The 25,272-nt window shown below is 61.4% G+C and carries 24 protein-coding genes; all 24 read left to right on the top strand.

Translation table 11 applies throughout. The features are described 5' to 3' along the window. Positions 1-21: 21 nt before the first annotated feature. The 24 genes from AC097A_RS11640 to AC097A_RS11525 all read left to right on the top strand — a co-directional run bounded on the left by AC097A_RS11640 (position 22) and on the right by AC097A_RS11525 (position 25,115). Positions 22-1,833, top strand: a complete 1,812-nt coding sequence (locus AC097A_RS11640; protein WP_479620964.1) for a glucosamine 6-phosphate synthetase — start codon at positions 22-24, stop codon at positions 1,831-1,833. A gap of 8 nt (positions 1,834-1,841) precedes the next feature. Then, positions 1,842-3,083 (top strand): glycosyltransferase family 4 protein, encoded by a 1,242-nt coding sequence (locus AC097A_RS11635; protein WP_479620963.1) that lies wholly within the window; start codon positions 1,842-1,844, stop codon positions 3,081-3,083. Continuing rightward, positions 3,080-3,673, top strand: coding sequence for a sugar transferase (locus AC097A_RS11630; RefSeq protein ID WP_479620962.1), 594 nt, complete (start codon positions 3,080-3,082; stop codon positions 3,671-3,673). Before AC097A_RS11635 ends, AC097A_RS11630 begins: the two co-directional genes overlap by 4 nt. Further along, positions 3,670-4,290: an acetyltransferase gene (locus tag AC097A_RS11625; RefSeq protein ID WP_479620961.1), complete on the top strand. Its 621-nt coding sequence runs from the start codon at positions 3,670-3,672 to the stop codon at positions 4,288-4,290. The genes AC097A_RS11630 and AC097A_RS11625 overlap by 4 nt, the downstream gene beginning before the upstream one ends. A gap of 30 nt (positions 4,291-4,320) precedes the next feature. Continuing rightward, on the top strand, positions 4,321-5,496 hold the full coding sequence (locus AC097A_RS11620) for a DegT/DnrJ/EryC1/StrS family aminotransferase (protein WP_479620960.1): 1,176 nt from the start codon (positions 4,321-4,323) through the stop codon (positions 5,494-5,496). Positions 5,497-5,524: 28 nt separating this feature from the next. Further along, positions 5,525-5,890 carry an H-NS histone family protein gene (locus AC097A_RS11615; protein WP_479620959.1) on the top strand — a complete coding sequence of 122 codons (366 nt, stop codon included), beginning with the start codon at positions 5,525-5,527 and terminating at the stop codon, positions 5,888-5,890. 25 nt (positions 5,891-5,915) lie between these two features. Then, positions 5,916-7,745 carry a polysaccharide biosynthesis protein gene (locus AC097A_RS11610; protein WP_479620958.1) on the top strand — a complete coding sequence of 610 codons (1,830 nt, stop codon included), beginning with the start codon at positions 5,916-5,918 and terminating at the stop codon, positions 7,743-7,745. Positions 7,746-7,838: 93 nt separating this feature from the next. Next, the gene (argB, locus tag AC097A_RS11605) at positions 7,839-8,738 is read left to right on the top strand and encodes an acetylglutamate kinase (protein ID WP_479620957.1); all 900 of its coding nucleotides are present in this window, start codon (positions 7,839-7,841) and stop codon (positions 8,736-8,738) included. Between the two features lie 61 nt (positions 8,739-8,799). Then, positions 8,800-9,486 carry a response regulator gene (locus tag AC097A_RS11600; RefSeq protein ID WP_105262036.1) on the top strand — a complete coding sequence of 229 codons (687 nt, stop codon included), beginning with the start codon at positions 8,800-8,802 and terminating at the stop codon, positions 9,484-9,486. A gap of 19 nt (positions 9,487-9,505) precedes the next feature. Next, positions 9,506-10,936, top strand: a complete 1,431-nt coding sequence (locus AC097A_RS11595; RefSeq protein ID WP_479621277.1) for a sensor histidine kinase — start codon at positions 9,506-9,508, stop codon at positions 10,934-10,936. Between the two features lie 50 nt (positions 10,937-10,986). Further along, a complete protein-coding gene (gene slmA / locus AC097A_RS11590) occupies positions 10,987-11,643 on the top strand; it encodes a nucleoid occlusion factor SlmA (protein ID WP_315495522.1) in 657 nt (218 codons plus the stop codon). A gap of 108 nt (positions 11,644-11,751) precedes the next feature. Beyond that, positions 11,752-12,426 (top strand): TetR/AcrR family transcriptional regulator, encoded by a 675-nt coding sequence (locus tag AC097A_RS11585; protein ID WP_105262037.1) that lies wholly within the window; start codon positions 11,752-11,754, stop codon positions 12,424-12,426. A 37-nt stretch (positions 12,427-12,463) separates the two neighbouring features. Continuing rightward, positions 12,464-14,260, top strand: a complete 1,797-nt coding sequence (locus tag AC097A_RS11580; protein ID WP_105262038.1) for an acyl-CoA dehydrogenase C-terminal domain-containing protein — start codon at positions 12,464-12,466, stop codon at positions 14,258-14,260. Positions 14,261-14,307: 47 nt separating this feature from the next. After that, positions 14,308-14,742 (top strand): DUF2147 domain-containing protein, encoded by a 435-nt coding sequence (locus AC097A_RS11575; protein ID WP_105262039.1) that lies wholly within the window; start codon positions 14,308-14,310, stop codon positions 14,740-14,742. Positions 14,743-14,760: 18 nt separating this feature from the next. Beyond that, positions 14,761-17,160 (top strand): 3-hydroxyacyl-CoA dehydrogenase/enoyl-CoA hydratase family protein, encoded by a 2,400-nt coding sequence (locus AC097A_RS11570; protein WP_479620956.1) that lies wholly within the window; start codon positions 14,761-14,763, stop codon positions 17,158-17,160. A gap of 1 nt (position 17,161) precedes the next feature. Further along, a complete protein-coding gene (locus AC097A_RS11565; RefSeq protein ID WP_315495520.1) occupies positions 17,162-17,686 on the top strand; it encodes a DUF4442 domain-containing protein in 525 nt (174 codons plus the stop codon). A 35-nt stretch (positions 17,687-17,721) separates the two neighbouring features. Next, the gene (locus AC097A_RS11560; RefSeq protein ID WP_105262042.1) at positions 17,722-18,915 is read left to right on the top strand and encodes an acetyl-CoA C-acyltransferase; all 1,194 of its coding nucleotides are present in this window, start codon (positions 17,722-17,724) and stop codon (positions 18,913-18,915) included. 78 nt (positions 18,916-18,993) lie between these two features. After that, the gene (locus AC097A_RS11555) at positions 18,994-19,800 is read left to right on the top strand and encodes an acyl-CoA thioesterase (RefSeq protein ID WP_479620955.1); all 807 of its coding nucleotides are present in this window, start codon (positions 18,994-18,996) and stop codon (positions 19,798-19,800) included. 37 nt (positions 19,801-19,837) lie between these two features. Then, positions 19,838-20,602 carry an enoyl-CoA hydratase gene (locus AC097A_RS11550; protein ID WP_315479622.1) on the top strand — a complete coding sequence of 255 codons (765 nt, stop codon included), beginning with the start codon at positions 19,838-19,840 and terminating at the stop codon, positions 20,600-20,602. A gap of 21 nt (positions 20,603-20,623) precedes the next feature. Further along, on the top strand, positions 20,624-21,778 hold the full coding sequence (locus AC097A_RS11545; RefSeq protein WP_479620954.1) for an MBL fold metallo-hydrolase: 1,155 nt from the start codon (positions 20,624-20,626) through the stop codon (positions 21,776-21,778). A gap of 72 nt (positions 21,779-21,850) precedes the next feature. After that, positions 21,851-22,534, top strand: a complete 684-nt coding sequence (locus AC097A_RS11540) for a TetR/AcrR family transcriptional regulator (RefSeq protein WP_479620953.1) — start codon at positions 21,851-21,853, stop codon at positions 22,532-22,534. Continuing rightward, positions 22,534-23,418 (top strand): SDR family oxidoreductase, encoded by an 885-nt coding sequence (locus AC097A_RS11535; protein ID WP_105262047.1) that lies wholly within the window; start codon positions 22,534-22,536, stop codon positions 23,416-23,418. Before AC097A_RS11540 ends, AC097A_RS11535 begins: the two co-directional genes overlap by 1 nt. Continuing rightward, entirely contained in the window at positions 23,415-24,605 is a 1,191-nt protein-coding gene (locus tag AC097A_RS11530; protein ID WP_479620952.1) for an acyl-CoA dehydrogenase family protein, read from the top strand. Before AC097A_RS11535 ends, AC097A_RS11530 begins: the two co-directional genes overlap by 4 nt. Before the next feature lie 9 nt (positions 24,606-24,614). Then, positions 24,615-25,115: a thioesterase family protein gene (locus tag AC097A_RS11525; RefSeq protein WP_479620951.1), complete on the top strand. Its 501-nt coding sequence runs from the start codon at positions 24,615-24,617 to the stop codon at positions 25,113-25,115. The last annotated feature ends 157 nt before the right edge of the window (positions 25,116-25,272 follow it).

Raw genomic sequence — 25,272 nt, 5'->3', positions numbered from 1 at the left:
TAGAGCAAGCAGGTAAGTTCAATGTGTGGAATCTTTGGTGTCATTTCCTCATCGCCGGTCATTGAGGAAGAGTTGAATGTGCTGGTAACGCACGCCCAGCAACGCGGCCGCGACTCCAGCGGCTTGGTGACCCTTGTCAACGATGCCTACCAGATCTACCGAGCCGACTACCCGATCACCCGCTTGCTCAAGGAGGTTCGGCCGCGGACCAGCCACCTCGTGCTGGGGCATAGCCGGTTGATCACCAACGGCCTGGGCGATAACCAGCCGGTCGTGCGCGACGGCGTGGCGGTGTTGCACAACGGTATCATTGTCAACGATGAAGCGATCTGGCCGCAGGTTGGCAAGGTGCGCACGCTGCAAGTGGATACCGAGGTCGTTGCAGGGATTGCCGCGGCCTATCTGGAGTCCGGGCGTGCGCTGGAGCAACTGCCCTCCCATATCTTGGGTCTGTGCCGTGGTGTGGTGGCCTGCGCGCTTATTTTGCCCAAGCTGGGCAAGCTCTGTCTGTTCTCGAACAATGGCAGCCTGTATGTGGGGCGTAAGGGTGAGGCGACCTTGTTTGCGTCGGAGCGCTATCCGCTGACGGTGATCGGCTGCGAGGAGATTGTGCAGGCCCGCGACGCGGTGTTTGTAGACATTCCCGTGTCCCAGGCGGAGTTGGAGATTTTCGACAGAAATGAGCGCAAGACCGACTTGATCCCGGCCCTGTCCCTGTCCGGCGCAGAAGAGAAGTTGCTGGAGTATCGCTGCTATGAGGGGCGTCGCTGCAGCAAGTGCCTGTTGACCGAAACCATGCCCTTCATCAAGTTTGATGCAGCGGGCGTCTGCAACTACTGCAGGAATTACAAGCCGCGCAACAAGCCACGCCCCAAAGAAGAGCTGTTCAAGCTGGTGGAGCCCTATCGCCGCGCGCATGGCGATGACTGCTTGGTCCCCTTCTCGGGCGGACGGGATAGCTGCTATGGCCTGCACCTCATCGTCAAAGAACTGAAGATGAAGCCCATCACCTATACCTACGACTGGGGCATGGTGACCGATCTGGGGCGCCGGAATATCAGTCGCATGAGCGCTGAATTGGGTGTGGAAAACATCATCGTCGCAGATGACATTGCATTGAAGAGGCAGAACATTGCCAAGAACCTGAGTGCATGGCTCAAGTCACCACATTTGGGGATGTTGAGTGTGTTGACAGCAGGAGATAAGCACTTCTTCCGGCACATTGAAACTGTAAAGAAGCAGACCGGTATCGGTTTGAACTTATGGGGCGTGAATCCTTTGGAAGTTACGCATTTCAAGGCCGGTTTTCTTGGTGTTCCACCAGATTTCGAGGAGGAGCGTGTCTACTCGCATGGCGCCATGAAGCAATTGCGCTACCAGTACTTGCGCTTCAAGGCGATGCTGGAGAGCCCTGGGTATTTCAATAGTTCATTGTGGGATACCTTGTCCGGCGAGTACTACCGCAGCTTTGCGGAGAAGACGGACTACTTCCACATCTTTGACTACTGGCGCTGGGATGAAAATCAGATCAACGAGACACTCGACACTTATGACTGGGAGCGCGCGCCGGACACCACGACAACCTGGCGCATTGGCGACGGCACTGCTGCGTTCTACAACTATGTGTACTACACGGTCGCCGGTTTCACCGAGCACGACACCTTCCGCAGCAACCAGATCCGTGAAGGCGACCTGACGCGTGAGGACGCGCTGGAGTTGGTCATGGAGGAAAACGCGCCGCGTTACCCCAACCTCAAGTGGTATCTGGATGTGTTGGGCATGGACTTCAAGGAAGTCATTGCCGTGGTAAATGCTATCCCCAAGCTCTACTGAGTCGCCTTTTGAAACCCTGTATCTGGTACGTTTCCAAATACGTGGCCCCGCCGGCCAAGGTCAGCGCGGGTGGGCGCGGCTATCTCATCATGCGCGAGTTGGCCCGGATGGGCTACCGCAGTGTCATCATCACTTCGGACTCCAACCAGCTTGCTGAAGTGCCGGTGCTGGAGGCGCCCTACCTGTTCCAAGAGGTCGATGGTCTACAGCTGTGCTGGGTGCGTACCATGAAGTACGGGGTTGCCAAATCACTGCGCCGCATCGTGAGCTGGCTGGATTTCGAGTGGCGACTGTGGCGCCTGCCCAAAGACAAGCTGCCGGTGCCCGATGTGGTCATCGTCTCCAGCCTGTCGCTGCTCACCATTCTTAATGGTTTTCTTCTGCGCTGGCGCTACCGGTGCCGCCTGGTGCTGGAGATTCGTGACATCTGGCCGCTGACCATCACCGAAGAGGGCGGCTTCAGCCGCTGGAACCCGCTGGTGCTGGGTCTGGGCTTCATCGAGAGGCTGGGCTACCGTTACGCGGACGCCATTGTGGGCACCATGCCCAATCTGCGTGAGCATGTGGCCGCCGTGCTGGGGCAGCCCAAGCTCACCCATTGCATTCCCATGGGGGTTGATGAGGCCACGTTGATGGCGGGCGACGCGCTTCCTGTCGACTATGTCGAGAAGTACATTCCCAAGGGCAAGTTCATCGTGACACATGCAGGTACGATTGGCATCACTAACGCGTTGGACACTTTGCTGGATTGTGCGGAGTCCGTGCAGGACAACGCCGGGGTGCATTTTCTGGTAGTGGGCGAGGGGGATTTGCGTGCGCACTACCAGCAAAAGTACGCACACCTGTCCAACCTCAGCTTTGCGCCGCGTGTGCCTAAGCAAATGGTGCAGTCGGTGCTGTCGCATTGCGATTTGCTGTACTTCTCTGTGCATGTTTCCGAAGTCTGGAAATACGGTCAGTCCCTCAATAAGGTGATTGACTACATGCTCTCAGGCAAGCCCGTGGTCGCCTCCTACACCGGCTACCCCTCCATGATCAATGAAGCTGATTGCGGCAGCTATGTGCCCGCGGGGGATGTCGCCGCATTGCGTGGTGAGATCCTGCGCTACGAGGCCATGGATGCCACGCAGCGCGACGCCATTGGCCGGCGTGGTCGCGAATGGATACTGGCTAACCGCCGCTACGAGACGCTGGCGCAGAGCTACCTCCGCATCCTGTTTGCGCAGGATAGCGCCAAGGTGCGGGAATGAAGCGGCTGTTCGACATCCTGGTTTCGTTGGGGGCGCTGCTCGTGCTGGTCATGCCTTTGCTGTTGTTGGCCGGTGTGGTGCGTTGCAAGCTTGGCAGCCCTATTCTTTTTCGTCAGGTTCGCCCGGGGCTGCGGGGGCGCCCATTCAAGATGGTGAAGTTTCGCACCATGACGGACGAGTGCGGCGCGGACGGCGAATTGCTGCCTGATGTCCTGCGCTTGACCACATTTGGCCGTTTTTTGCGCGCCAGCAGCCTCGATGAGTTACCCGAATTGTGGAACGTGCTGCGCGGCGAAATGAGTCTGGTCGGCCCGCGTCCTTTGTTGATGGAGTATTTGCCGCTCTATTCGACCGATCAGGCGCGTCGCCACGAGGTGCGTCCGGGTATTACTGGGTGGGCCCAGATCAATGGTCGTAATGCAGTGAGTTGGGAGGCGCGATTTCGACTGGACGTCTGGTATGTCGACCATAGGTCTCTCTGGCTTGATCTAAAGATACTTTGGCTGACAGTGCGTAAAGTCATGGTGCGCGAAGGTATCAATGCTCAAGGCGAGGCGACGATGCCCCGTTTTACGGGGAATAAGCCATGAAGCGGCTCGCGCTCTTGGGGGCCAGTGGCCATGGCAAGGTGGTTGCGGATGTCGCTCTGGCGGAAGGTTGGGGTGAGGTAGTTTTTTTTGATGACGCTTGGCCAGCGCGTTCGCAGAATGGCCCTTGGCCTGTTGTTGGGAATGGCGTTGCATTGGTGGCGCGCCTCCACGAGTTCCAGGGTGTGGTAGTTTCCATTGGAGATTGCGTTGTGCGGTTGAGCAAGCACTTGGAACTTCGGGCGGCAGGAGCGCCACTGGTTACCGTCATACATCCGGGGGCCACTGTCAGTCGCCACGCCAGTTTGGGGGGCGGGTCTGTTGTGATGGCCGGCGCCGTGGTCAATATCGATTCGCAGATTGGACAGGCGGTGATCATCAATACCGGTGCGACGGTAGACCACGACTGTAATTTGGCAGATGGTGTTCATATCTGCCCGGGCGCACATCTTTCGGGAAATGTCCACGTGGGGCATTGCACCATGGTGGGTGTTGGGGTTGCGATCAAGCAGGGCGTCGTTATTGGAAACCAAGCAATCATTGGCGCTGGTGCGGTGCTTGTTCGTGATGTAGAGGATTGTGTGGTTGTTGCTGGAAATCCTGCGCGTAATTTGCGTTGATTTGGCCTGGTAACCTCTTAGATTTAATTTATGTTGAATACGGAATTTTCACCTTGGCCTAAATTCACTGACGAGGAAATTGACGCCGTAGCGGGTGTTATGCGTTCCAACAAAGTGAACTATTGGACCGGGTCTGAGTGTCGGGAGTTTGAAAAAGAATTTGCGGCGTGGTGTGGAACTCGCTACGCCATTGGTCTGGCGAATGGAACCTTGGCGTTGGACTTGGCGCTGAAAGGGTTGAATATTGGGCCAGGTGATGAGGTGGTTGTTACTCCCCGCACCTTTATTGCCAGTGTCTCTTGCGTGGTGAATGCAGGCGCAATCCCGGTATTTGCAGATGTGGATCCCGATAGTGGGAATTTGTCTGCCGCCACGATCAAAGCGGTGCTGACATCACGTACCAAGGCGGTAATTTGTGTGCATTTGGCTGGTTGGCCGTGTGACATGGATCCCATCATGGCATTGGCGGCTGAGCGCGGCTTCAAGGTCATTGAAGATTGTGCCCAAGCACATGGAGCCCAATACAAAGGGCGAAGTGTCGGGAGCATCGGTCATATAGGGGCCTGGAGTTTTTGCCAAGACAAAATTATGACCACTGGTGGCGAGGGCGGCATGGTTACCGTCAACGACGAGGCGCTTTGGCGTTCCATGTGGGCGTACAAGGACCACGGGAAAAGTTATGCGGCGGTCTATGAGCGTCAACATGCACCAGGATTTCGTTGGTTACATGAGAGCTTTGGAACCAACTGGCGCATGTTGGAAATACAAGCAGTTATTGGGCGCATCCAACTCAGGCAATTAAAGGCTTGGAATGTACGGCGTGCCGAGCACGCGGAAACAATACTTTCAATCTGCCGTTCGTTTGATTGTGTGCGGGTCCCGGTAATTCCTGAAGATCAGGAGCATGCGTGGTACAAATGTTATGTCTATGCGGTCCCCGCTCGTTTGAAAAACGATTGGAGCCGCGACAGAATAATTGCAGAAGTTAATGCGCGTGGTGTTCCGGCTTACCAAGGGTCATGTTCGGAGGTATATCGGGAGCGCGCGTTTGATGGAATCCCGTGGCGGCCACAGGAGCATTTGCGCGTGGCGAAAGATTTGGGTGAAAACAGTTTGATGTTTTTGATCCACCCCACTTTGACAGATGCAGAAATTAGTAAGACATGTGCGGTATTGCGTACAGTGTTGTCTGATGCTTCTGCATAATGACTCACTTCTGATTTATGAGGTACTTATGTCCGATCTGATCGATATTCAAAGCCAAATCGAAAAACTGCAAAAGCAGGCCAACGAAATCAAGGCTAAGGAATTTAATAACACGGTGCAGGACATCTTGGCCAAAATGCGGGCCTTTGGTATCACTGTGAAAGATTTGCAAGGTGCCAAACCGGCCAAGGCCGCCAAAGGCGCACGTGGCAAGAAGGCCGATGTTCCTATTAAGCCAACCAAAGTGAGCAAGAGGGCCGGTGTAGTTGTGGCAGCCAAATACCGCGGCCCCAATGGTGAAACTTGGTCGGGCCGTGGCCTGACGCCCAAGTGGTTGGCCACCCTAATCGTGCAGGGGCAAACCAAGGAATCTTTCGCCGTTAATGCTCAATAGCCGCCAAGTTCTTGCTTGGCCCCGCATGGCCAAGCGCTTGGCAGTCATAGCGCTGGACATTGTTCTGGCTGTGGTAGCCACTTGGGTGGCATACGCCCTGCGCCTGGACAATACCTATTACCCCGTCGGCCAGCAATGGTGGGTGTATGGGGTGGCGCCTTTGTTGGCTATCCCGATCTTTGTGCGCCTCGGCTTGTACCGGGCAATTTTCCGCTACACCGGACAAGCCGCATTGGTGACCACAGGTAAGGCGGTAGCTTTGTATGCCTTGCTATTAACAGCTGTACTCTTGTGGACACAATGGCTTGGAGTGCCGCGTAGCTTGGGCTTGCTGCAGCCCATTGTGTTCTTGTTGCTGGTCGGCGCCAGTCGCGCCTTCGCGCGCTTCTGGCTGGCCGGTTTGGTCACACAGTCGCCAGAGCATGGTGGACGCCTGCTGATCTTTGGTGCCGGTTCTGCGGGTGCGCAAACCGCTGCCGCCTTGGGGTTAGCTCGGCACTACAGCCTAGTGGGCTTTGTGGACGACGATGCCAGCAAGGATGGTCGCAGCATCAATGGCGTCGCCGTGTACGCTGCAGACAAGCTATTGCGACTGGTGCGCGATGAAGAAATCACCGACATTCTGCTCGCGATGCCCAACGCCACCCGCGAACGGCGCAATCAGATTATCGAGTCTTTGCAGGGCTTGCCCGTACACGTACGTACCTTGCCTAGCATGGCCGATCTGGCCAGTGGCAAGGTGACGGTGCAGGATATTCATGAGCTGGATGTGGAGGATTTGTTGGGCCGCGAGCCTGTTTCGCCCAATGCGGAACTGCTGGCCCAAGACCTGGCCGGCCAGGTGGTGTTGGTCAGTGGTGCTGGCGGCAGCATTGGCGGGGAGTTGACGCGCCAGATCGTGCAACAACGTCCTCGGCAGCTGCTGCTTCTGGAGCACAACGAATTCGGTCTCTACGCCATCCACCAGGAGCTGGAGGCGGTGTGTAAGGCTCAGCAGTTGTCCGTGGAGCTGGTGCCTTTACTTGGCAGCGTCTCCAATCCTGAGCGATTGGCAGCAATCTGCAATACCTACCGCCCCGCCACCGTCTACCATGCTGCCGCCTACAAACACGTGCCCATGGTGGAAGACAACCCAGGCGAAGGCGTGCGCAATAACGTGTTCGGAACGCTGAATATGGCACAAGCTGCTGCCGCCAGTGGTGCGCGGCGCTTCGTATTGATCAGCACCGACAAGGCCGTGCGCCCCACCAATGTGATGGGTGCCACCAAGCGGGTGGCCGAACTGGTCTTGCAGGCCTTGGCGCAAGAACACGCGGGCACCTGTTTTTCCATGGTCCGTTTTGGTAACGTGTTGGGCTCCAGCGGCAGCGTAGTCCCCCTGTTTCGCAAGCAGCTCGCGGCTGGCGGCCCGCTCACAGTCACGCACGAAGAAGTTACGCGTTATTTCATGACCATTCCTGAGGCCGCACAGTTGGTGTTGCAGGCCGGGGCTATGGGGCAGGGCGGTGACGTGTTTGTGTTGGACATGGGCCAACCCGTCAAGATCATGGACCTGGCGCGACGCATGGTCCAGCTCTCGGGCCTGTCGGTGCGAGATGCGGCGCACCCTACGGGGGATATCGAGATTGCGGTGACCGGCCTGCGCGTGGGCGAAAAATTGTACGAAGAGCTGCTGATCGGTGACAACCCGCAGCCCACGGACCACCCGCGCATCATGAAAGCCCACGAGCCGTTCATGCCCTGGGCGGTGCTGCAGCGGGAGCTGCAGGTGCTGCTGCAAGCGGCCAACGCCAATGACGCGGGGGCCATCAAGGCCTTCATGGTCCAGCATGTGCAGGGCTACCAGCCCGCCTAGCTGCAGCATGCCGTAGGGATGCCGCAAGCATACGGCTCTGGCAATGCGGCACAATTTGCGCTTCATCCCCCGAACCCACTACGGACTTTGACCATGTCTGACTCCAGCGTCGCCGCCCCTATCGCCCCTTTTGACAAAGCCCAGATCCTGGCCCAGGCCTTGCCCTATATCCGCAAGTTCCACGGCAAGACCATGGTCATCAAGTACGGCGGCAACGCCATGACCGACCCGGCGCTGCAAAAAGCCTTTGCCGAAGACGTGGTACTGCTGAAGCTGGTGGGTATCAACCCGGTGGTTGTACATGGCGGTGGCCCGCAGATCGAGAGCGCGCTCAAGCGTTTGGGTATGCAGGGCCAGTTCATCCAGGGCATGCGGGTGACCGACGGCCCCACCATGGACGTGGTGGAGTGGGTGCTGGGCGGCGAGGTGCAGCAGGACATCGTGGGCCTGATCAACCAGGCCGGCGGCAAGGCCGTGGGCCTGACCGGGCGTGACGGCGCCATGATCCGCGCGCGCAAACTCAAGATGCTGGACAACAACGACCCGAGCAAAGAGCACGACGTGGGCCATGTGGGCGACATCGTCAGCGTGGACCCCAGCGTGGTCAAAGCGCTGCAGGACGATGCTTTCATTCCCGTCATCAGCCCCATCGGCTTTGGCGAACACAACGAGAGTTACAACATCAATGCCGATGTGGTCGCTGCCAAGCTGGCCACCGTGCTGCAGGCCGAGAAACTCATGATGCTCACCAACATCAGCGGTGTGCTCGACAAGGCCGGTCAGTTGATGACCGACCTCACCGCCAAGCGCATCGACGAGCTGTTTGTGGACGGCACCATCAGCGGCGGCATGTTGCCCAAGATTGCCGGCGCGCTGGATGCAGCCAAGAGCGGTGTGAACTCGGTGCACATCATTGACGGCCGCGTGCCGCACGTGCTGCTGCTCGAAATCCTGACCGACCAGGCCTTCGGTACCATGATTCGCTCGCATTAATTTGCTATTGAATTAGTAGCTGCTTGCGCATACTCCATAAGCTTCAGAGGCCAAAAACACTATGAGACTGTTGCTGGTGGAAGACGATGTGATGGTGGCCAGCGGCATCAAACTGGGCCTGTCGGACGCCGGGTATGCGGTGGACTGGGTGGGCAGTGCCGAACGTGCGCTGGAGGTGACCCAGTCGGAGTCGTTTGACGTGGCCGTGGTCGACATCGGCCTGCCGCTGATGGATGGCTTGGCGCTTACCCAGGTGTTGCGAAAAAATGGGCACACCATGCCCGTGCTGATTCTCACGGCGCGCGATGCCCTGCAAGACCGGGTGCAGGGCCTGGACATGGGGGCTGACGACTACATGGTCAAACCCTTCGAGCTGCCCGAACTGCTGGCCCGGCTGCGCGCGCTGTTGCGCCGCTCGCAGGCCGCTACCTCGGCCACGCTGAGTTTTGGTCCGCTGGAGCTGGATACCGCCCAGCGGCTTGCTTGCATACGCCCCCCCGGCGGTAGCGCCCAGCCGATTGAACTGGGCCCGCGGGAATGGACGGTGATGGAGTACTTGCTGCTGCAATCCCCCAAACCCGCCAACAAAGACAAGTTGCTGCAGGCCCTGACGGGCTGGGACAAGGAAATCACGCCCAACGCGGTGGAGGTCTACATCTCCCGCCTGCGCGGCAAACTGGAGCCACATGGCATTGCGCTGCGCTCCATCCGCGGCTTTGGCTACCGCTTGGAACTCTTGGCCCCCTGAGCCTGCCATGACCAGCGGCATGTCTTCCGGCTTGCAGCGGCGCCTGCTGCTCTTGCTGTTGCTGCCCTTGTTACTGCTGGCCATGCTGAATACCTGGTTCGACTTTCGCAGCGCCGACAGCGCTGCGCTGGCCCAAGACCGCCAACTGCTGAACCTGGCGCCTTTGTTGGCAGACTCGGTCATCGCTGGCGGCAGCAATGCCGAAACTCCGCCGGTGTTGCTGGTGGCTCCGCCGGTGGACGAATTCCTCAGCATCCGCCCCGACTTGGCGGCCTTTGCGGTAGTCAGTTTGGAGGGCAAGGTGCTGGTCGGCAATGACTGGTTGACCGGACTGCCCCCCACCACCAAAGAGGCGGAGTTTTCCAGCGAAGAACACCAGGGCATCACCTACCGCATCGTCAGCCAGCGCGTTAAAACAGTGGCCGGTGAGCTGGTGGTGCGCCTGGCCGATGGCTCCGACCCCCGCCAACAATGGTTGGCCCTGCTGGCCCTCAAGGTGCTGCTGCCCAACCTGGTGCTGGCCATTGGTGGTTTTTTTGCGGTGAACTGGGCGGTGCGCACGGCCTTGCGCCCCTTGCTGGAGTTGCGCGATGCCGTGGAGCGCCGCTCCCCGCGCGACCTCTCGGCGCTGGACCCCGATGCCTCGCCCGACGAAGTGCGGCCCCTGGTGCTCTCGCTCAACCGCCTGTTCGGCATGGTCAACGCCCAGGCCGAAAGCCAGGCCCGTTTTGTGGCCGATGCAGCCCACCAGCTGCGCACCCCGTTGGCGGGCCTGCAGGCCCAGGTGGAGGCCTGGGCCCAAGCCGTTACGGGCACCAAAAATCATGCCAATATGCCATTGGCGCCCGTGGATGCTGCGCAGGCAGCTATTACTTTAGGAGCGGATCAGGTGCTGCGTCTGCGGCATGCCACGCGGCGCACCTCCCAGTTGGCGAACCAGTTGCTGGCCCTATCACGTGCCGACGCCCGCAGCGCCCAGGCCCAACCGCTGCAGCGGGTGGATCTGCAGCAATTGTGTGAGGCCGTGTTGGAGTCTCTGCTGGAAGCCGCCATGCGCAAAGACATCGACTTCGGCCTGGACGCCGCGCACGCCCATATCAGTGGGCAGGAGTGGCTGCTGCGCGAGCTGCTGGTTAACCTGGCTGACAACGCCCTCAAATACACCCCCGCGGGCGGGCGTGTCACCCTGCGCTGCGGCCAGCGCCCGGCCGCAGCTGACGCCGCCCCCACGCCGTTTCTGGAGGTGGAAGACGACGGCCCCGGCATCGCCCCGCATGAGCAGCGCCGGGTGCTGGAGCGGTTTTACCGGGTGCCGGGTACCGCCATTGAGGGCAATGGCCTGGGCCTGGCGATTGCCGATGAAATTGCCCGCGTGCACCGCAGCCACTTGCAGTTGGCCAGCGGGGCGGGGGGGCGTGGCCTGCGGGTGTGGCTGAATTTTCCACTCTAGGCGCCCAAAACCCTGTGCGAGAATCATCCGAACCCAACGCAGAATCCACCATGCCCGACGCCAACGCCCCGCTTGCCGAACCGGCCGATTCCGCGCCCGCCACCTCCGGGCGCAAGCGTCCCAAGCCTGGCGAGCGGCGGGTGCAAATTCTGCAAACCCTGGCCAGCATGCTGGAGCAGCCCGGTGGTGAGCGCATCACCACCGCGGCCCTGGCCGCACGGTTGGAGGTGAGTGAGGCCGCGCTGTACCGCCACTTTGCCAGCAAGGCCCAGATGTTCGAGGGCCTGATCGATTTCATTGAAGAAAGCGTGTTCAGCCTGATCAACCAGATCGTGGAGCGGGAGCCCGTCTCGGGCGCTGGCCATGGCGAGCGCCAGGCTGCGCGGATTGCCACCATGCTGGTCCAGTTTGCCGAAAAGAACCCCGGCATGGCCCGCGTCATGGTGGGCGACGCCCTGGTGCTGGAAAACGAACGCCTGCAGCAGCGCATGAACCAGCTGTTTGACAAGGTGGAAGCCGCGCTCAAGCAGTGCCTGCGCGACAGCGCTGTGGCCCAGGCCTCAGCCACCCCCACCGTAGATGCGCAGGTGCGCGCCACCACCGTGACCGCCTTTGTCGCGGGCCGCCTGCAGCGTTTTGCACGCTCGGGTTTCAAGCGCCTGCCCTCCGAACATCTGGAGCCCGCGCTGCAGGTCATGCTGGGGTAAACCCGTAGATTGCTTAGGAGTAACCCTCTAGAACAGCAGGGTTATGGGGGCGGTTGGTGGAAATGCTGCAAAATAGCACGATCGTTCTATTTTGTGGTGCTTTTATCCATGTCCCTTGCTTCGGTTTCCAGCCTGCCCCAGCCCGCGCCAGATGCGCCGGTCAAGCGCGCGCCCTCCAAGCGCGCCATGCAAAAAGGACAGCAAACCAAGGCCGCCATCGTCGAGGCCGCCTTGGGCCTGGCCACCCAGATTGGTCTGGAAGGCCTGAGCATTGGTGTGCTGGCCGAAGTCACGCAAATGAGCAAGTCTGGCGTTTTTGCCCACTTTGGCTCGCGTGAAGAACTCCAGATTTCGGTTATCCGCGAATACTTTGGCCGCTTCGAGCAAGAGGTGTTTTACCCCGCCCTGCATGCCGACCGCGGGCTGCCGCGCGTGGAGGCATTGTTCGGCAACTGGATGAAGCGCGTGGCCGTGGAAATCCAGTCCGGCTGCATCTTTATCAGCGGCGCGGTCGAGTTTGACGACCGGCCCGGCCCCGTGCGCGACGCGCTGGCCACCTCGGTGCAAACCTGGCTCAGCGCGCTGTACCGCGCTGTGGTGCTGGCCAAGCAGTGTGGCCACCTGCATGCCAATGCGGACGAACAACAAATGGCGTTTGAAATCCACGGCCTGATCCTGGCCCTGCACTACGAAGCCCGCTTCCTGAAAAACCCCGGTTCCATTGCGCGCGCCAACCAAGGCTTCGCCAACATCCTCGTGCGCTACGGCGCCAAGTCCGCTTAACCCCTGATTTCTTTCAGTTACCCCAAGGAGACGCACCATGCCAACGTATACCCCCCCACTGCGCGACATGCAGTTTGTGATGCACGAAGTGCTCAAAGTCGTGGATGAGCTGAAGCAAATTCCCCAGCACGCCGACATCGACGCAGACACCATCAACGCGGTACTTGAAGAGGGTGGCAAGTTCGCCTCCGAAGTGATTTTTCCGCTGAACATTTCGGGCGACGCCGAAGGCTGCACGCTGGACACCAAGACCCACGCGGTGACCACACCCAAGGGTTTCAAGGAAGCCTACAAAACGTACATCGATGGTGGCTGGGCTGCCCTGGGTTGCGACCCCGAGTTCGGCGGCCAGGGCCTGCCCCTGGTGGTCAACGGCATGTTCTACGAAATGCTCAACAGCGCCAACCAGGCCTGGACCATGTACCCCGGCTTGACGCACGGTGCCTACCACGCGCTGCACACCTACGGCACGCCTGAGCAACAGCAGACCTACCTGCACAAAATGACCAGTGGCGAGTGGACCGGCACCATGTGCCTGACCGAACCCCATTGCGGCACCGACCTGGGCCTGATGCGCACCAAGGCCGAGCCCCAGGCCGACGGCACCTACAAGATCACCGGCAACAAGATCTTCATCAGCGCTGGTGAACACGACATGGCCGACAACATCATCCATTTGGTGTTGGCCCGTCTGCCCGATGCGCCTCCCGGCATCAAAGGCGTGAGCCTGTTTGTGGTGCCCAAGTTCCATGTGAACAAGGACGGCTCCTTGGGCGAGCGCAACGGCATCTACTGCGGTGGTCTGGAGCACAAGATGGGCATCAAGTCCAACGCGACCGCCCAGATCGTCATGGAGGACGCCATCGGCACCATGATCGGCCAGCCCAACAAGGGCATGCAAGGCATGTTTGTGATGATGAACTCCGCCCGTCTGGGCGTGGGCAACCAGTCCCTGGGTCTGACCGAAGTGGCCTTCCAGAATGCATTGGCTTACGCCAAGGACCGCATCCAGATGCGCAGCCTGACCGGCACCAAGGCCAAGGACAAACCGGCCGACCCCATCATCGTGCACCCCGATGTGCGCAAGATGCTGCTGACCGCCAAGGCCTACGCCGAAGGTGGCCGCATGCTGCAGGCCTACTGCGCGATGCTGCTGGAAAAAGAACACGGCCACGCCGATGAAAAAGTGCGCAAAGACTCCGGCGAACTGCTGGCTATGCTCACCCCCATCGCCAAAGCCTTCCTGACCGACAACGGCCACATCGCCACCAACGCCTGCATGCAAGTGTTTGGCGGCCACGGCTTTATCAAGGAATGGGGCATGGAGCAGTTTGTGCGCGACAACCGCATCAACATGATCTACGAAGGCACCAACACCATCCAGTCGCTGGACCTGCTGGGCCGCAAGATCCTGGGCAACAACGGCGCCACGCTGAAGAAGTTCGGCAAGCTGGTGGGCGCATTGGTGGCAGAAGAGGGCGTCAATGAAAAGATGGCCGAGTTCATCACCCCCATCGCCATCCTGGGTGAGCAGATGACCAAGTTCACCACCGAGATCGGCTTCAAGGGTTTCCAGAACCCCGACGAAGTGGGCGCTGCTGCCGTGGACTACCTGCGCGTGGCCGGCCACCTGGTGTTTGGTTACTTCTTCGCCCGTATGGCGCAAGTCGCGCTGCGTGAAATCGCGGCTGGCAACACCGACCCCTTCTACGTGGCCAAGCTGCAAACCGCACGCTTCTACTTCTCCAAGCTGTTCCCCGAGACCGCAACGCTGATGCGCACTGCCCGCACCGGCTCCAAGGTTTTGATGGACACCGACGCCGCGCTGGCCTGAGCCCCGCCGCATTCCGCAATCCCGTTATTAAAAAAGAGGAGACAACGATGATTCGCAATACTTTGGTGGCAACCCTGGGTTTGAGTGCATTGACAGCCATGGCGCAAATGACGCCCGTAGGTTTGTGGAAAACGATTGATGACAAGGACGGTTCGGCCAAGTCCGAGATCCGGATCGTGGACAACGGTGGCGTGGTCTCGGGCAAGATCGAACGCGACCTGAACCCCAAGGCCAAGCCCGATGACAAGTGCGACGAGTGCAAGGACGACCGCAAAGACCAGCCCATCATCGGTCTGGAACTTATCCGCGGTTTGAAGAAAACCGAGGGCAAGGACATCTGGGAGGGCGGCACGATTGTCGAACCCTCCAGTGGCAAGGTTTACAAGATGACCATGACCCCCATCGAAGGGGGCAAGAAGATCGAGATGCGCGGTTACATCGGCTTCTTCTACCGCACCCAAACCTGGATTCGCGTCCAGTAACCTCTTTCAGGAATTTTTATGTCCCGCTTCCAAGTGAAAAAAGTCGCCGTGCTCGGCGCAGGCGTGATGGGTGCGCAAATTGCGGCCCACCTCGTCAACGTCAAAGTGCCGGTGGTGCTGTTTGACCTGCCCGCCAAAGAAGGCCCCAAAAACGGCATCGTCACCAAAGCCATTGAGAACCTCAAGAAGCTCAAGCCGGCCCCCCTGGGTGTGGTGGATGACGCAGCGCTGATTGGCCAGGCCAACTACGAAGAGCATCTGGAGCAACTGCGTGACTGCGACCTCATCATCGAGGCTATCGCCGAGCGCATGGACTGGAAGCTGGACCTCTACAAAAAGATAGCCCCCTTCATTGGCGCCAACACCATCGTGGCATCCAACACCTCGGGCCTGTCGATCACCAAGCTGAGTGAAGCCCTGCCCGAGGAAATCAAGCCGCGCTTCTGCGGCATCCACTTCTTCAACCCACCCCGCTACATGGCGCTGGTGGAGCTGATCAACACCCCCACCACCCAAGCCTCCTACCTGGACGCGCTGGAAGGTTTTGTCACCAGCAACCTGGGCAAGGGCGTGGTGCGTGCCAAAGACTCCCCCAACTTCATCGCCAACCGCGTCGGCATTGCCGGAATGTTGGCCACCATGAAAGAAGTGGAAAACTTTGGTCTGACCTACGACGTGGTGGACGACCTGACCGGCAAGAAGCTGGGCCGGGCGTCCAGCGGCACCTTCCGCACTGCCGACGTGGTGGGCTTGGACACCATGGCCCACGTGATCAAGACGCTGCAGGACACGCTCAGCATCGAGACCGACCCCTTCTACGAAAGTTTTGCCACCCCTGCGGTGCTCAAGACGCTGCTGGAGATGGGCAACCTCGGTCAGAAAACGAAGGCTGGTTTCTTCAAGAAGGTCGGCCGCGACGTGCTGCGCTTTGATGGCGATAGCAAGGAATACGTGGCCGGCGGCGAAAAGGCCGACGAGGTATACGGCCGCATGCTCAAAAAGCCAGCTGCGGAGCGCCTGAAACTCCTGCGCAATGCCGAGGGCAAGCAAGGCCAGTTCCTCTGGGCCATTCTGCGCAACAGCTTCCACTACGCCGCTGTGCATTTGGCGTCTATTGCCGACAACGCACGTGATGTGGACTTCTGCATGCGCTGGGGTTTTGGCATGAAGCAGGGCCCGTTCGAACTCTGGCAAGAAGCCGGCTGGCTCGAAGTCGCCAAGATGGTGCAAGAAGACATCGACGCCGGCAAGGCGCTGTGCAAGGCACCGCTGCCTGACTGGGTGTTCAAAGGCCCCGTGGCCGACGCCGGTGGTGTGCACACGTCTGCCGGTTCGTGGAACCCCACCACCGGCACCTTTGCGCCAGTGCGCCAGTTGCCCGTGTACGAACGCCAACACTTCCCCGAGAGCGTGCTGGGTGCCAACGCGCCCAAGGCTGAGGCCGCCGGCAAGACCGTGTTCGAAGACGAGTCCATCCGCCTGTGGACGCTGGATGACGAAGTGCTGATCGCCAGCATCAAGACCAAGATGCACGCCATCGGTGGCGGTGTGATCGAAGGCCTGCTGCAAGCGCAAGAGTTGGCCGAGAAGGACTACCAAGGCCTGGTGGTCTGGTCGCCCGACGAGATGTTCTCTGCCGGTGCCGACCTGCAAGGCATGATGCCCGCCTTCATGATTGGTGGCGCCAAAGCGATTGAAGGCGCCGAGGCCGAGCTGCAAAACGCCATGCTCAAGCTGCGCTACTCCAACGTGCCCGTGGTCTCGGCCATCCGTGGCCTGGCGCTGGGCGGTGGTTGCGAGCTGGCCGTGTATTCCAGCAAACGCGTGGCCGCGATGGAAAGTTACATCGGTCTGGTCGAAGTGGGTGTGGGACTGGTGCCTGGCGCCGGCGGCCTGACCTACATCGCCCGCCGTGCCGCCGAGAACATGGCCCTCAGCACCTCCAAGGACGTGTTGCCCTTCCTGACCGAAGGTTTCACCGCCGCGGCCATGGCCAAGGTCGGCACCAGCGCGCTGGAAAGCCGCAAGCTGGGTTACCTGCTGGACAGCGACATCGTGGTGCCGCACAAGGACGAGCTGCTGTTCGTGGCCATCAATGAAGCCAAGGCCATGTACGCCAGTGGCTACCGCGCGCCGCACAAGCGCAGTTTCCCCGTGGCCGGTCGCAGTGGTATTGCCACCATCCGGGCCCAGTTGGTCAATATGCGTGACGGTGGTTTCATCAGCGCGCACGACTTCCACATCGGCCTGCTGATCGCCGAAGTGGTGTGTGGTGGTCAGGTCGACGCGGGCACCCTGGTGACCGAGGAATACCTGATGGCGATGGAACGCAAGGCCTTCTGCGGTCTGCTGACCCACCCCAAGACGCAAGAACGCATCATGGGCATGATGTCCACCGGCAAACCGGTGCGTAACTGAGATGGCCCAGCCCAACCGCCTTGCCCGTTCGGTCGCCAAGCTGGACCGCGTGCCCGCCGCACTGCGCCCCTGGCTGCGCAACAAGGTCATGGGCCGCGCCGTGCCTTTCACGGGCACGGCCGGTCTGGACTTTGCGCACATGGCGCCGGAGCGGGTGGAGATTGCCGTGGCCAATGTGCGCCGCGTGCAAAACCACATCCAGGGCGTGCACGCCGCGGCCATGGCGCTGCTGGCCGAAACGGCCACCGGCATGGTGGTGGGCATGAACGTGCGCGACGACTGCCTGCCGCTGGCCAAGACCATGCACATTGACTTCAAACGCCGTGCCCAGGGTGCCCTGCGCGCCGTGGCCACGCTGTCCGACGCGCAACGCCTGTTGATGCAGCAAAGCGACAAAGGTGAGGTCAGCGTGCCGGTGTTGGTCAGTGACGAGTCGGGCGAACAGCCCATCCAGTGTGAATTTATCTGGGCGTGGATCCCCACCCCCAAGCCGAAAAACATGGCGGGACAGACCGCAGCGGCGTAGTCGCAAGCGCTGTCCCCAATTGATAGGAGTTTTTTATGAAACAAGTCCAAGACGCTTACATTGTTGCCGCCACGCGCACCCCCATCGGGCGCTCCGGCCGCGGTTTTTTCCGCAACACCCGTCCTGACGAGCTGCTGGTGGCCGCCTTGCGCAGCGCCATGCTGCAGGTTCCCACGCTGGACCCCAAGGCGATTGAAGACGCCATCATTGGCTGCTCCTTCCCCGAAGGCGAGCAGGGCATGAACATGGCCCGCGTGGCCGTGGGCCTGGCCTTTGACCACCCGGTGGGCGGCATCACCGTCAACCGCTTCTGCGCCTCCGGCATCTCCGCCATCCAGATGGCCGCCGACCGCATCCGTGTGGGCGAGGCCGATGTGTTGATCGCCGGCGGTGCCGAGTCCATGAGCATGGTGCCCATGGGCGGTGGCAAGCCCTCCTTCAACCCCGAAGTGTTTGCGCGTGACGAAAACGTCGGCATTGCCTACGGCATGGGCCTGACCGCTGAAAAGGTGGCTCAGCAGTGGAAGGTGAGCCGCGAGATGCAGGACGCCTTTGCGCTGGAATCCCACCTGCGTGCCATCAAGGCCCAGCAGGCCGGTGAGTTTGCCAACGAAATCACGCCCATCGACGTGATCGAACGCACGCCGAACCTGGTGACCGGTGAAGTGTCGACCCGCACCCGCACCGTGAGCCTGGACGAAGGCCCCCGCCCCGACACCTCGCTCGAAGGCCTGGCCAAGCTCAAGCCCGTGTTCGCGGCCCGTGGCAGTGTCACCGCCGGCAACAGCTCGCAAACCAGCGATGGCGCCGGTGCGCTGATTCTGGCGAGCGAAAAGGCGGTCAAGCAGTTTGGCCTGACACCCCTGGCTCGCTTTGTGAGCTTTGCCGCACGCGGCGTGCCTCCCGAAATCATGGGCATCGGCCCTATCGAAGCCATCCCCGCAGCGCTGCGCTACGCGGGTCTGCAGCACAGCGATATCGACTGGTTTGAGCTGAATGAAGCCTTTGCCGCCCAGTCGCTGGCAGTCATCAACACCCTGGGCCTGGACCCCTCGAAGGTCAACCCCATGGGCGGCGCCATTGCGCTGGGCCACCCACTGGGCGCCACCGGTGCCATCCGTGCGGCGACCGTCATCCACGCGTTGCGCCGCAACAACCTGAAGTACGGCATGGTGACCATGTGCGTAGGTACCGGGCAAGGGGCTGCCGGCATTTTTGAGCGCGTGTAAATAGCGCCAGACCAAGGCCACCCTCGGGTGGCCTTTTGCATGGGGCGGTATGCTCCGCGGCACCTGGAGATGAGTTGAATGAGTACACACGTTTTTGATGAAGCCATTTCCCTGCAGTCGCAGCCCGATGGCAGCTGGCTGGGCCAGACCAGCACGGCCTACGCCAATATGGTGGGGCCTTTCGGCGGTATCACCACGGCGCAGGTGCTTAACGCCGTATTGCAGCACCCGGACCGCCTGGGCGAACCGGTCTCGCTCACGGTTAACTTCTGTGCCGCCGTGGCCGATGGCGCCTTCACGCTGCAGGCCCGGCCTGCGCGCACCAACCGCTCCACCCAGCACTGGGCCATCGAGATGCTGCAGGACGGCCAGACCGTTATCACCGCTACGGCCGTGACCGCCGTGCGACGTGAAACCTGGGGTGTGGACGAAGAGCCCATGCCCCTGTGCCCGCCACCGCAGGACGTGCCCCTGCCCAGCGCCACTGCACCCATGGCCTTTGTGCAGCGTTACGAGCAGCGTGCCATCACCGGCAACATTCCCTCCGTGTGGGACGGTTCGGGCCATAGCAGCCTGTCACAGATCTGGGTGCGCGACAACCCGCCGCGTCCGCTGGACTTCGCCTCGCTGGCCTCCATCTCGGACATCTTTTTTCCGCGTGTGTTCATCCGCCGTGCCACCCATGTGCCGGTGGGCACCGTGTCGCTCACGGTGTACTTCCATGCCAGTGCAGAGCAACTGGCCGCCACGGGCACCGGCTACCTGCTGGGCCAGGCGCAGGCACAGGCCTTTCGCAACGGCTTCTTTGACCAGAGCAGCCAGCTCTGGAACGAAGCCGGTGTGCTGCTGGTGACCACCCACCAGATCGTCTATTACAAACAGTGATCCAATCGGAGCACTCCTTTTTCTTGAGAGACAGACCATGCCAGACATCCTGATCCACGCCGACGCAGGCGTGACCACCATCACCCTGAACCGGGTGGAAAAGAAAAACTCCTTCACCCAGGCCATGTACGCCACCTGCGCCGATGCGCTGGAAGCCGCCGCGGCCGATGCGACCGTGCGCGTGGTGGTATTCCAGGGCGATGCCACCGTGTTCAGCGCGGGCAATGACATTGGCGACTTTTTGAGCAATGCCCCCAAGACGCAGGACGCGCCGGTGTTCCGCTTTCTGCGCGCCATCGCGTCCTTCCCCAAGCCCATCGTGGCGGCCGTGTGTGGCCCGGCCGTGGGCATTGGCACCACCATGTTGTTCCACTGCGACCTGGTCTATGCGGGCGACAACGCCGCGTTTTCCATGCCCTTTGTGAACCTGGGCCTGTGCCCCGAAGCGGCGTCCAGCCTGCTGGTGCCGCAGATGCTGGGCTACCACCGCGCGGCCGAAGCGCTGCTGCTGGGCGAGCCCTTCATGGCCGAGGCCGCGCTCGAAGTGGGCCTGGCCAACCGTGTGGTGCCACCGCTGGAAGCCAATGGCATTGCCCAGCTGCAAGCGCACAAGCTGGCCGCCAAGCCACTGGCCTCGCTGATCGAAACCAAACGGTTGCTCAAGAAGGGGCAGATGGAGCAGGTGCTGGCGCGTATTGACGAAGAAGCCGTGAGTTTTGGCACCATGCTGGGCCAACCCGCTGCCAAGGAAGCGTTTACCGCCTTCATGGAGAAACGCAAGCCAGACTTCAGCAAGGTCTGAGTGGCCTGAAGCGCGGAATTTATGTCAAATAGGCCTATAGCCATCGTAGGTATTGCGCAAGCAGCTATTATTTTTGTAGCGCTATGCGCTGCCACGCTGGTCACCGCCAACCCCTACTACGACCCCAGCAAGCCGCACCACGCGCCAGACGGCTTTCGCAACAATTACGTGGGCGCGGTCAACAAACCCTTGACCGAGTTGCTGCGCTGGCAGTGGGAGTCTTGGCGCGAAGGGCTGCCCAAACCCGCCCAGACCCCCACACCCCAGGTCGCCCCCGATCTGCCGCACATCCAGGGCTACCAGCGCACGGCGCCCGACAGCACGGCGGGCCAGTCTGCGTCACCACCGGCCATCACCTGGGTGGGGCATGCCAGCCTGCTGGTGCAGGCCGGGGGCCTGAATGTGCTGACCGACCCCATCTTCAGCGAACGCGCCTCGCCGGTGCAGCTGTTTGGCCCCAAACGGGTGGTGCCGCCCGGCGTGGCCTTGCAGGACTTGCCACCCATCGACGTGGTGCTGATTTCCCACAACCACTACGACCACCTGGACCGCAGCAGCGTGGTTGCCCTGCACCAGCAGGCCCTGGCGGCGGGGGGCAGCACCTTGTTTTTGGTGCCGCTGGGGCAAAAGCCCTGGTTCACGGCCATTGGCATTACCCAGGTGGTGGAGCTGGACTGGTGGCAGCAACACACGGTGCGTGGGGTCGACTTTGTGCTCACGCCGGTGCAGCACTGGTCGGCCCGCGGGGTGGCCGACCGCAGCACCACGCTGTGGGGCGGCTGGGCTGTGCTGGCGCGGGATCTGCACTGGTACTTTGGCGGCGACGCTGGCTACAGCAAAGACTTTCTGGACACCCGCCTGCGCCTGGCCACACGCCAGACCGAGGCCCTGGGCGGCGGCTTTGACATTGCTCTGTTGCCCGTGGGGGCGTACGCACCGCGCTGGTTCATGCGCGAACAGCACATGAACCCCGAGGAGGCCGTGCAGGCCCACCTGGACCTGGGCGCCAAACACAGCGTGGGCATGCACTGGGGCACCTTCCAGTTGACCGACGAACCGCTGGACCAACCGCCGCAAGACCTGGCCGATGCCAAGCGGGCTCGGCAGCTGCCCGACGCGCAGTTTTTTGTCATGCCCGTCGGCGCGACCCGTACCCTGCCGGCCCGCCCCCAATAGCCATTGGGGCACCTCTTTATTTTTACCAAGCAATCGCTTGCTAAAAATAAAAGGCTTTGGTAAGGTGCGGGCATGACGCTTCCCGACAGCCTGACCCTCCTGCCCGAACCCGATACCAGCCCGTCCGCCGACGCCCCCAAACGCCCCCGCGGCCGCCCGCGCAAAACCGTGGACGAACGCGACGATGGCAATCGCCGCCACGAACTGTTGAGCGCCGCGGCCCAGCTGTTCCGCCGCAAGGGCTTTGCGGCCACCACCACGCGTGACATCGCCGCCGCCGCCGGCATGCAAAGTGGCTCGCCGTTCTACCACTTCAAAAGCAAAGACGCGTTGCTGTTCGCCGTCATGGAGCAGGGCATGCACACCGCGCTGGCCAACCAGCAGGCCGCATTTGGCGTGCCGGGCTATGCGGCGCTGCCGCCGGCACAGCAGCTGCGCGCGTTGGTGCACGCGCACTTTGCGGTGCTGCTGGGCCCGGGCAACGACTTTGTGCCCGTGATGCTGTACGAATGGCGCTCGCTCAATGTGCGCCAACGCAAGGTGTTGGCCAAGCTGATTGCCGACTACGAAGCCCTGTGGATGCCGGTGCTGACCGCGCTGCACGCCAGCGGCCAGCTCAAGGCCCCAGTGGGCCTGGCGCGCCTGCTGATGCTGGGTGCGCTCAACTGGTCGGTGCAATGGTTCGATGCGCGCAAGGGCGCATCGATTGAAGAGCTTGGCAATGCTGCCGTGTCCCTGTTTTTGAAGGAGTCCTGATGTCTTACGCTTCGGTTTTTGCGCCTGGCTTGTTTGCGGGCAAGGTGGTGGTCGTCACTGGTGGGGGCTCCGGCATCGGGCGCTGTGTGGCGCATGAGCTGTCGGCGCTGGGTGCAACGCTCGCGCTGGTGGGCCGCAAGCTGGAGAAGTTGCAGGCTGTGCAGGCCGAGATTGCGGAAGACGGTGGCAGCGCCAGCATCCACAGCTGCGACATCCGCCAAGAGGAAACGGTGAAACAAACCGTGGCCGACATCCTGGCCCAGCATGGCCGCATTGATGGGCTGGTGAACAACGCGGGCGGCCAGTACATGACGCCGCTGGAGGCCATCACTGCCAAAGGTTGGGAGGCGGTTGTTCACTCCAACCTGACCGGCGGCTTTTTGATGTCGCGCGAGTGTTATACCCAGACCATGGCCAAACACGGCGGCGCCATCGTCAATATCGTGGCCGACATGTGGGGCTCCATGCCCGGCATGGGCCACAGCGGTGCGGCGCGGGCCGGCATGGTGAGTTTTACCGAAACCGCGGCCGTGGAGTGGGCTAACCGCGGTGTGCGTGTGAACGCGGTGGCCCCGGGCTACATCGCCTCCAGCGGCATGGACCATTACCCGGCCGAGATGGCACCCATGGTGCGTGAGATGGCCAAGACCGTGCCCGTGGGCCGCTTTGGCACCGAGGCCGAAACAGCGGCCGGCATTGTGTTTTTGCTCAGCCCTGCCGCGTCCTTCATCAGCGGCAGCACGCTGCGTATCGACGGTGCGCGCCCGCAGGCCCGTTTGGGTTATCCCATGCGTGTGGCCGATGAGAAGGCCCAGGCGCGGGATGGCATCAAACCCTTCAACGGCTTTCACCGCGCCAAGCTGCCCAAGGTGTTTGCCCCATGAGCGCGGTGCTGGACACGGCCCTGGATGTGGGGCCCGAAGACATTGCGGCGGTGGAAGACGCCGCGCGCCGCTTCATCCGCACCGAGGTGGCCCCACACCTGAACGACTGGGAAGAGGCGGGCGAATTTCCGCGCGCGCTGTACCAACGCGCGGCAGACTTGGGCTGGCTGGGCCTGGGCTACCCCGAGGCTTTTGGTGGCACGCCCGCACCCTGGGCGCTGCGCAATGCCATGACGGTTGCACTGGCCCGCACGGGTGGCAGTGGCGGCCTTATGGCCAGCCTGTTCAGCCACAACATTGGCCTGCCGCCGGTGCTGCGCCATGGGTCGCCCGCGCTGCAGCAGCGCGTGGTTCCCGATGTGTTAGCCGGTAAAAAAATTGCCGCCCTGGCCATTACCGAGCCCGGCGGTGGCACCGATGTATCGGCCCTCAAAACCACGGCGCGCCTGGAGGGTGACACCTACGTGGTGGACGGCGAAAAAGTCTTCATCACTTCCGGCATGCGTGCCGACTGGATCACGGTGGCGGTGCGCACCGACCTGCAGAACAAAGGGCCCATGGGCATCTCCATGCTTATGGTGCCGGGCGATGCGGTGGGCCTGTCGCGCAGCCCGCTCAAAAAAATGGGCTGGCTCTGCTCGGACACGGCGCACCTGCGCTTTGACGGTGTGCGCGTGCCGGCTGCCAATCTGGTGGGCGAGGAGGGGGCGGGCTTCAAGATCATCCTGACCAACTTCAACGGTGAGCGCCTCTCCATGGCCGCCATGGCGCTGGGGTTTGCCGAGTGTTGTTACGACGAGGCGCTGGGCTGGGCGCAGCAGCGCAAGACCTTTGGAGCCGCGCTCATCGACCACCAGGTGATTCGCCACAAACTGATGGACATGAAGATGCGCATTGAGTCGACCCGCGCCTGGCTCAACGCCGTGTCGGCCCGTGCAGATGCGGGTGACCGCGGCGACAAATCGGCCAAGGGGGCCGAGTGGGTGGCGCAGGTCTGCCTGCTGAAAAACCACGCCACACAGACCATGCAGTTCTGCGCCGACCAAGGCGTGCAGATTCTGGGTGGCATGGGCTTTATGCGCGGCACGGCCTGCGAGCGCATCTACCGCGAAGTGAAGGTGATGATGATTGGCGGCGGCGCCGAAGAGATCATGAAAGAGTTGGCCAGCCGTCAGCTCGGCCTGTGAGAATGCCCCATGCCTAAACCCCCCTCTGTTGATGTGGCGCCGGACGCGGCGTTGCAGTTCGAGCCCGAGTTCATCGCCGGCCTGACCCGTATTTTTGAAGAAAGCATTGTCTTCAACCAGGTGCTGGGTCTCAAGATCACCGGCATCACCCCGGCCAAGGTGACGGCACGCATCGCCATGCGCCACGAACTGGTCGGGCACTACAGCTACAACCGCATCCACGGTGGCGTTATCAGCGCGGGGCTGGACGCCATGGGCGGCCTGGCGGTGATGGCGGCCATTGGCGCGCGCCATATGGACGAGGCGCCCGAGCAGCGCCTGCACCGTTTTGCCAAGCTGGGTACCATCGACCTGCGTGTGGACTACCTGCGCCCCGGCATTGGCGAGTACTTTGACCTGCACGCCGAAGTCATGCGCCTGGGCTCGCGCGTGGCGTCCACCCGCATGGAGTTTCTGGGCGCCGACGGCAAGTTGCTCTCCACGGCATCGGCTGCCTATATCGTTTCCTGATTTGCTATTAAATCAGGAGCTGTTTGCGCATATTCCACGGGGGGCGGACTCAAATCCAAGTGCAACACAGTTGGAGTTTATTGGATGACGTCAGGAGAGTGCTCAAGCTTGGCCAGCCACTGGCCGTAAACCTCCAAAGGAGTCAACCAACCCAGCG

Source organism: Rhodoferax sp. XS2R6, assembly GCF_056521365.1.
The sequence above is the reverse complement of the archived record's forward strand: the minus strand, read 5'-3'. Positions and strand labels throughout refer to the sequence as shown.

Excerpts from the sequence above, each read along its gene's own strand:
- AC097A_RS11640 (WP_479620964.1), top strand. The coding sequence starts at position 22 with ATGTGTGGAATCTTTGGTGTCATTTCCTCATCGCCGGTCATTGAGGAA.
- AC097A_RS11630 (WP_479620962.1), top strand. The coding sequence starts at position 3,080 with ATGAAGCGGCTGTTCGACATCCTGGTTTCGTTGGGGGCGCTGCTCGTG.
- AC097A_RS11625 (WP_479620961.1), top strand. The coding sequence starts at position 3,670 with ATGAAGCGGCTCGCGCTCTTGGGGGCCAGTGGCCATGGCAAGGTGGTT.
- AC097A_RS11620 (WP_479620960.1), top strand. The coding sequence starts at position 4,321 with ATGTTGAATACGGAATTTTCACCTTGGCCTAAATTCACTGACGAGGAA.
- AC097A_RS11615 (WP_479620959.1), top strand. The coding sequence starts at position 5,525 with ATGTCCGATCTGATCGATATTCAAAGCCAAATCGAAAAACTGCAAAAG.
- AC097A_RS11610 (WP_479620958.1), top strand. The coding sequence starts at position 5,916 with ATGGCCAAGCGCTTGGCAGTCATAGCGCTGGACATTGTTCTGGCTGTG.
- argB (WP_479620957.1), top strand. The coding sequence starts at position 7,839 with ATGTCTGACTCCAGCGTCGCCGCCCCTATCGCCCCTTTTGACAAAGCC.
- AC097A_RS11600 (WP_105262036.1), top strand. The coding sequence starts at position 8,800 with ATGAGACTGTTGCTGGTGGAAGACGATGTGATGGTGGCCAGCGGCATC.
- AC097A_RS11595 (WP_479621277.1), top strand. The coding sequence starts at position 9,506 with ATGTCTTCCGGCTTGCAGCGGCGCCTGCTGCTCTTGCTGTTGCTGCCC.
- slmA (WP_315495522.1), top strand. The coding sequence starts at position 10,987 with ATGCCCGACGCCAACGCCCCGCTTGCCGAACCGGCCGATTCCGCGCCC.
- AC097A_RS11585 (WP_105262037.1), top strand. The coding sequence starts at position 11,752 with ATGTCCCTTGCTTCGGTTTCCAGCCTGCCCCAGCCCGCGCCAGATGCG.
- AC097A_RS11580 (WP_105262038.1), top strand. The coding sequence starts at position 12,464 with ATGCCAACGTATACCCCCCCACTGCGCGACATGCAGTTTGTGATGCAC.
- AC097A_RS11575 (WP_105262039.1), top strand. The coding sequence starts at position 14,308 with ATGATTCGCAATACTTTGGTGGCAACCCTGGGTTTGAGTGCATTGACA.
- AC097A_RS11570 (WP_479620956.1), top strand. The coding sequence starts at position 14,761 with ATGTCCCGCTTCCAAGTGAAAAAAGTCGCCGTGCTCGGCGCAGGCGTG.
- AC097A_RS11565 (WP_315495520.1), top strand. The coding sequence starts at position 17,162 with ATGGCCCAGCCCAACCGCCTTGCCCGTTCGGTCGCCAAGCTGGACCGC.
- AC097A_RS11560 (WP_105262042.1), top strand. The coding sequence starts at position 17,722 with ATGAAACAAGTCCAAGACGCTTACATTGTTGCCGCCACGCGCACCCCC.
- AC097A_RS11555 (WP_479620955.1), top strand. The coding sequence starts at position 18,994 with ATGAGTACACACGTTTTTGATGAAGCCATTTCCCTGCAGTCGCAGCCC.
- AC097A_RS11550 (WP_315479622.1), top strand. The coding sequence starts at position 19,838 with ATGCCAGACATCCTGATCCACGCCGACGCAGGCGTGACCACCATCACC.
- AC097A_RS11545 (WP_479620954.1), top strand. The coding sequence starts at position 20,624 with ATGTCAAATAGGCCTATAGCCATCGTAGGTATTGCGCAAGCAGCTATT.
- AC097A_RS11540 (WP_479620953.1), top strand. The coding sequence starts at position 21,851 with ATGACGCTTCCCGACAGCCTGACCCTCCTGCCCGAACCCGATACCAGC.
- AC097A_RS11535 (WP_105262047.1), top strand. The coding sequence starts at position 22,534 with ATGTCTTACGCTTCGGTTTTTGCGCCTGGCTTGTTTGCGGGCAAGGTG.
- AC097A_RS11530 (WP_479620952.1), top strand. The coding sequence starts at position 23,415 with ATGAGCGCGGTGCTGGACACGGCCCTGGATGTGGGGCCCGAAGACATT.
- AC097A_RS11525 (WP_479620951.1), top strand. The coding sequence starts at position 24,615 with ATGCCTAAACCCCCCTCTGTTGATGTGGCGCCGGACGCGGCGTTGCAG.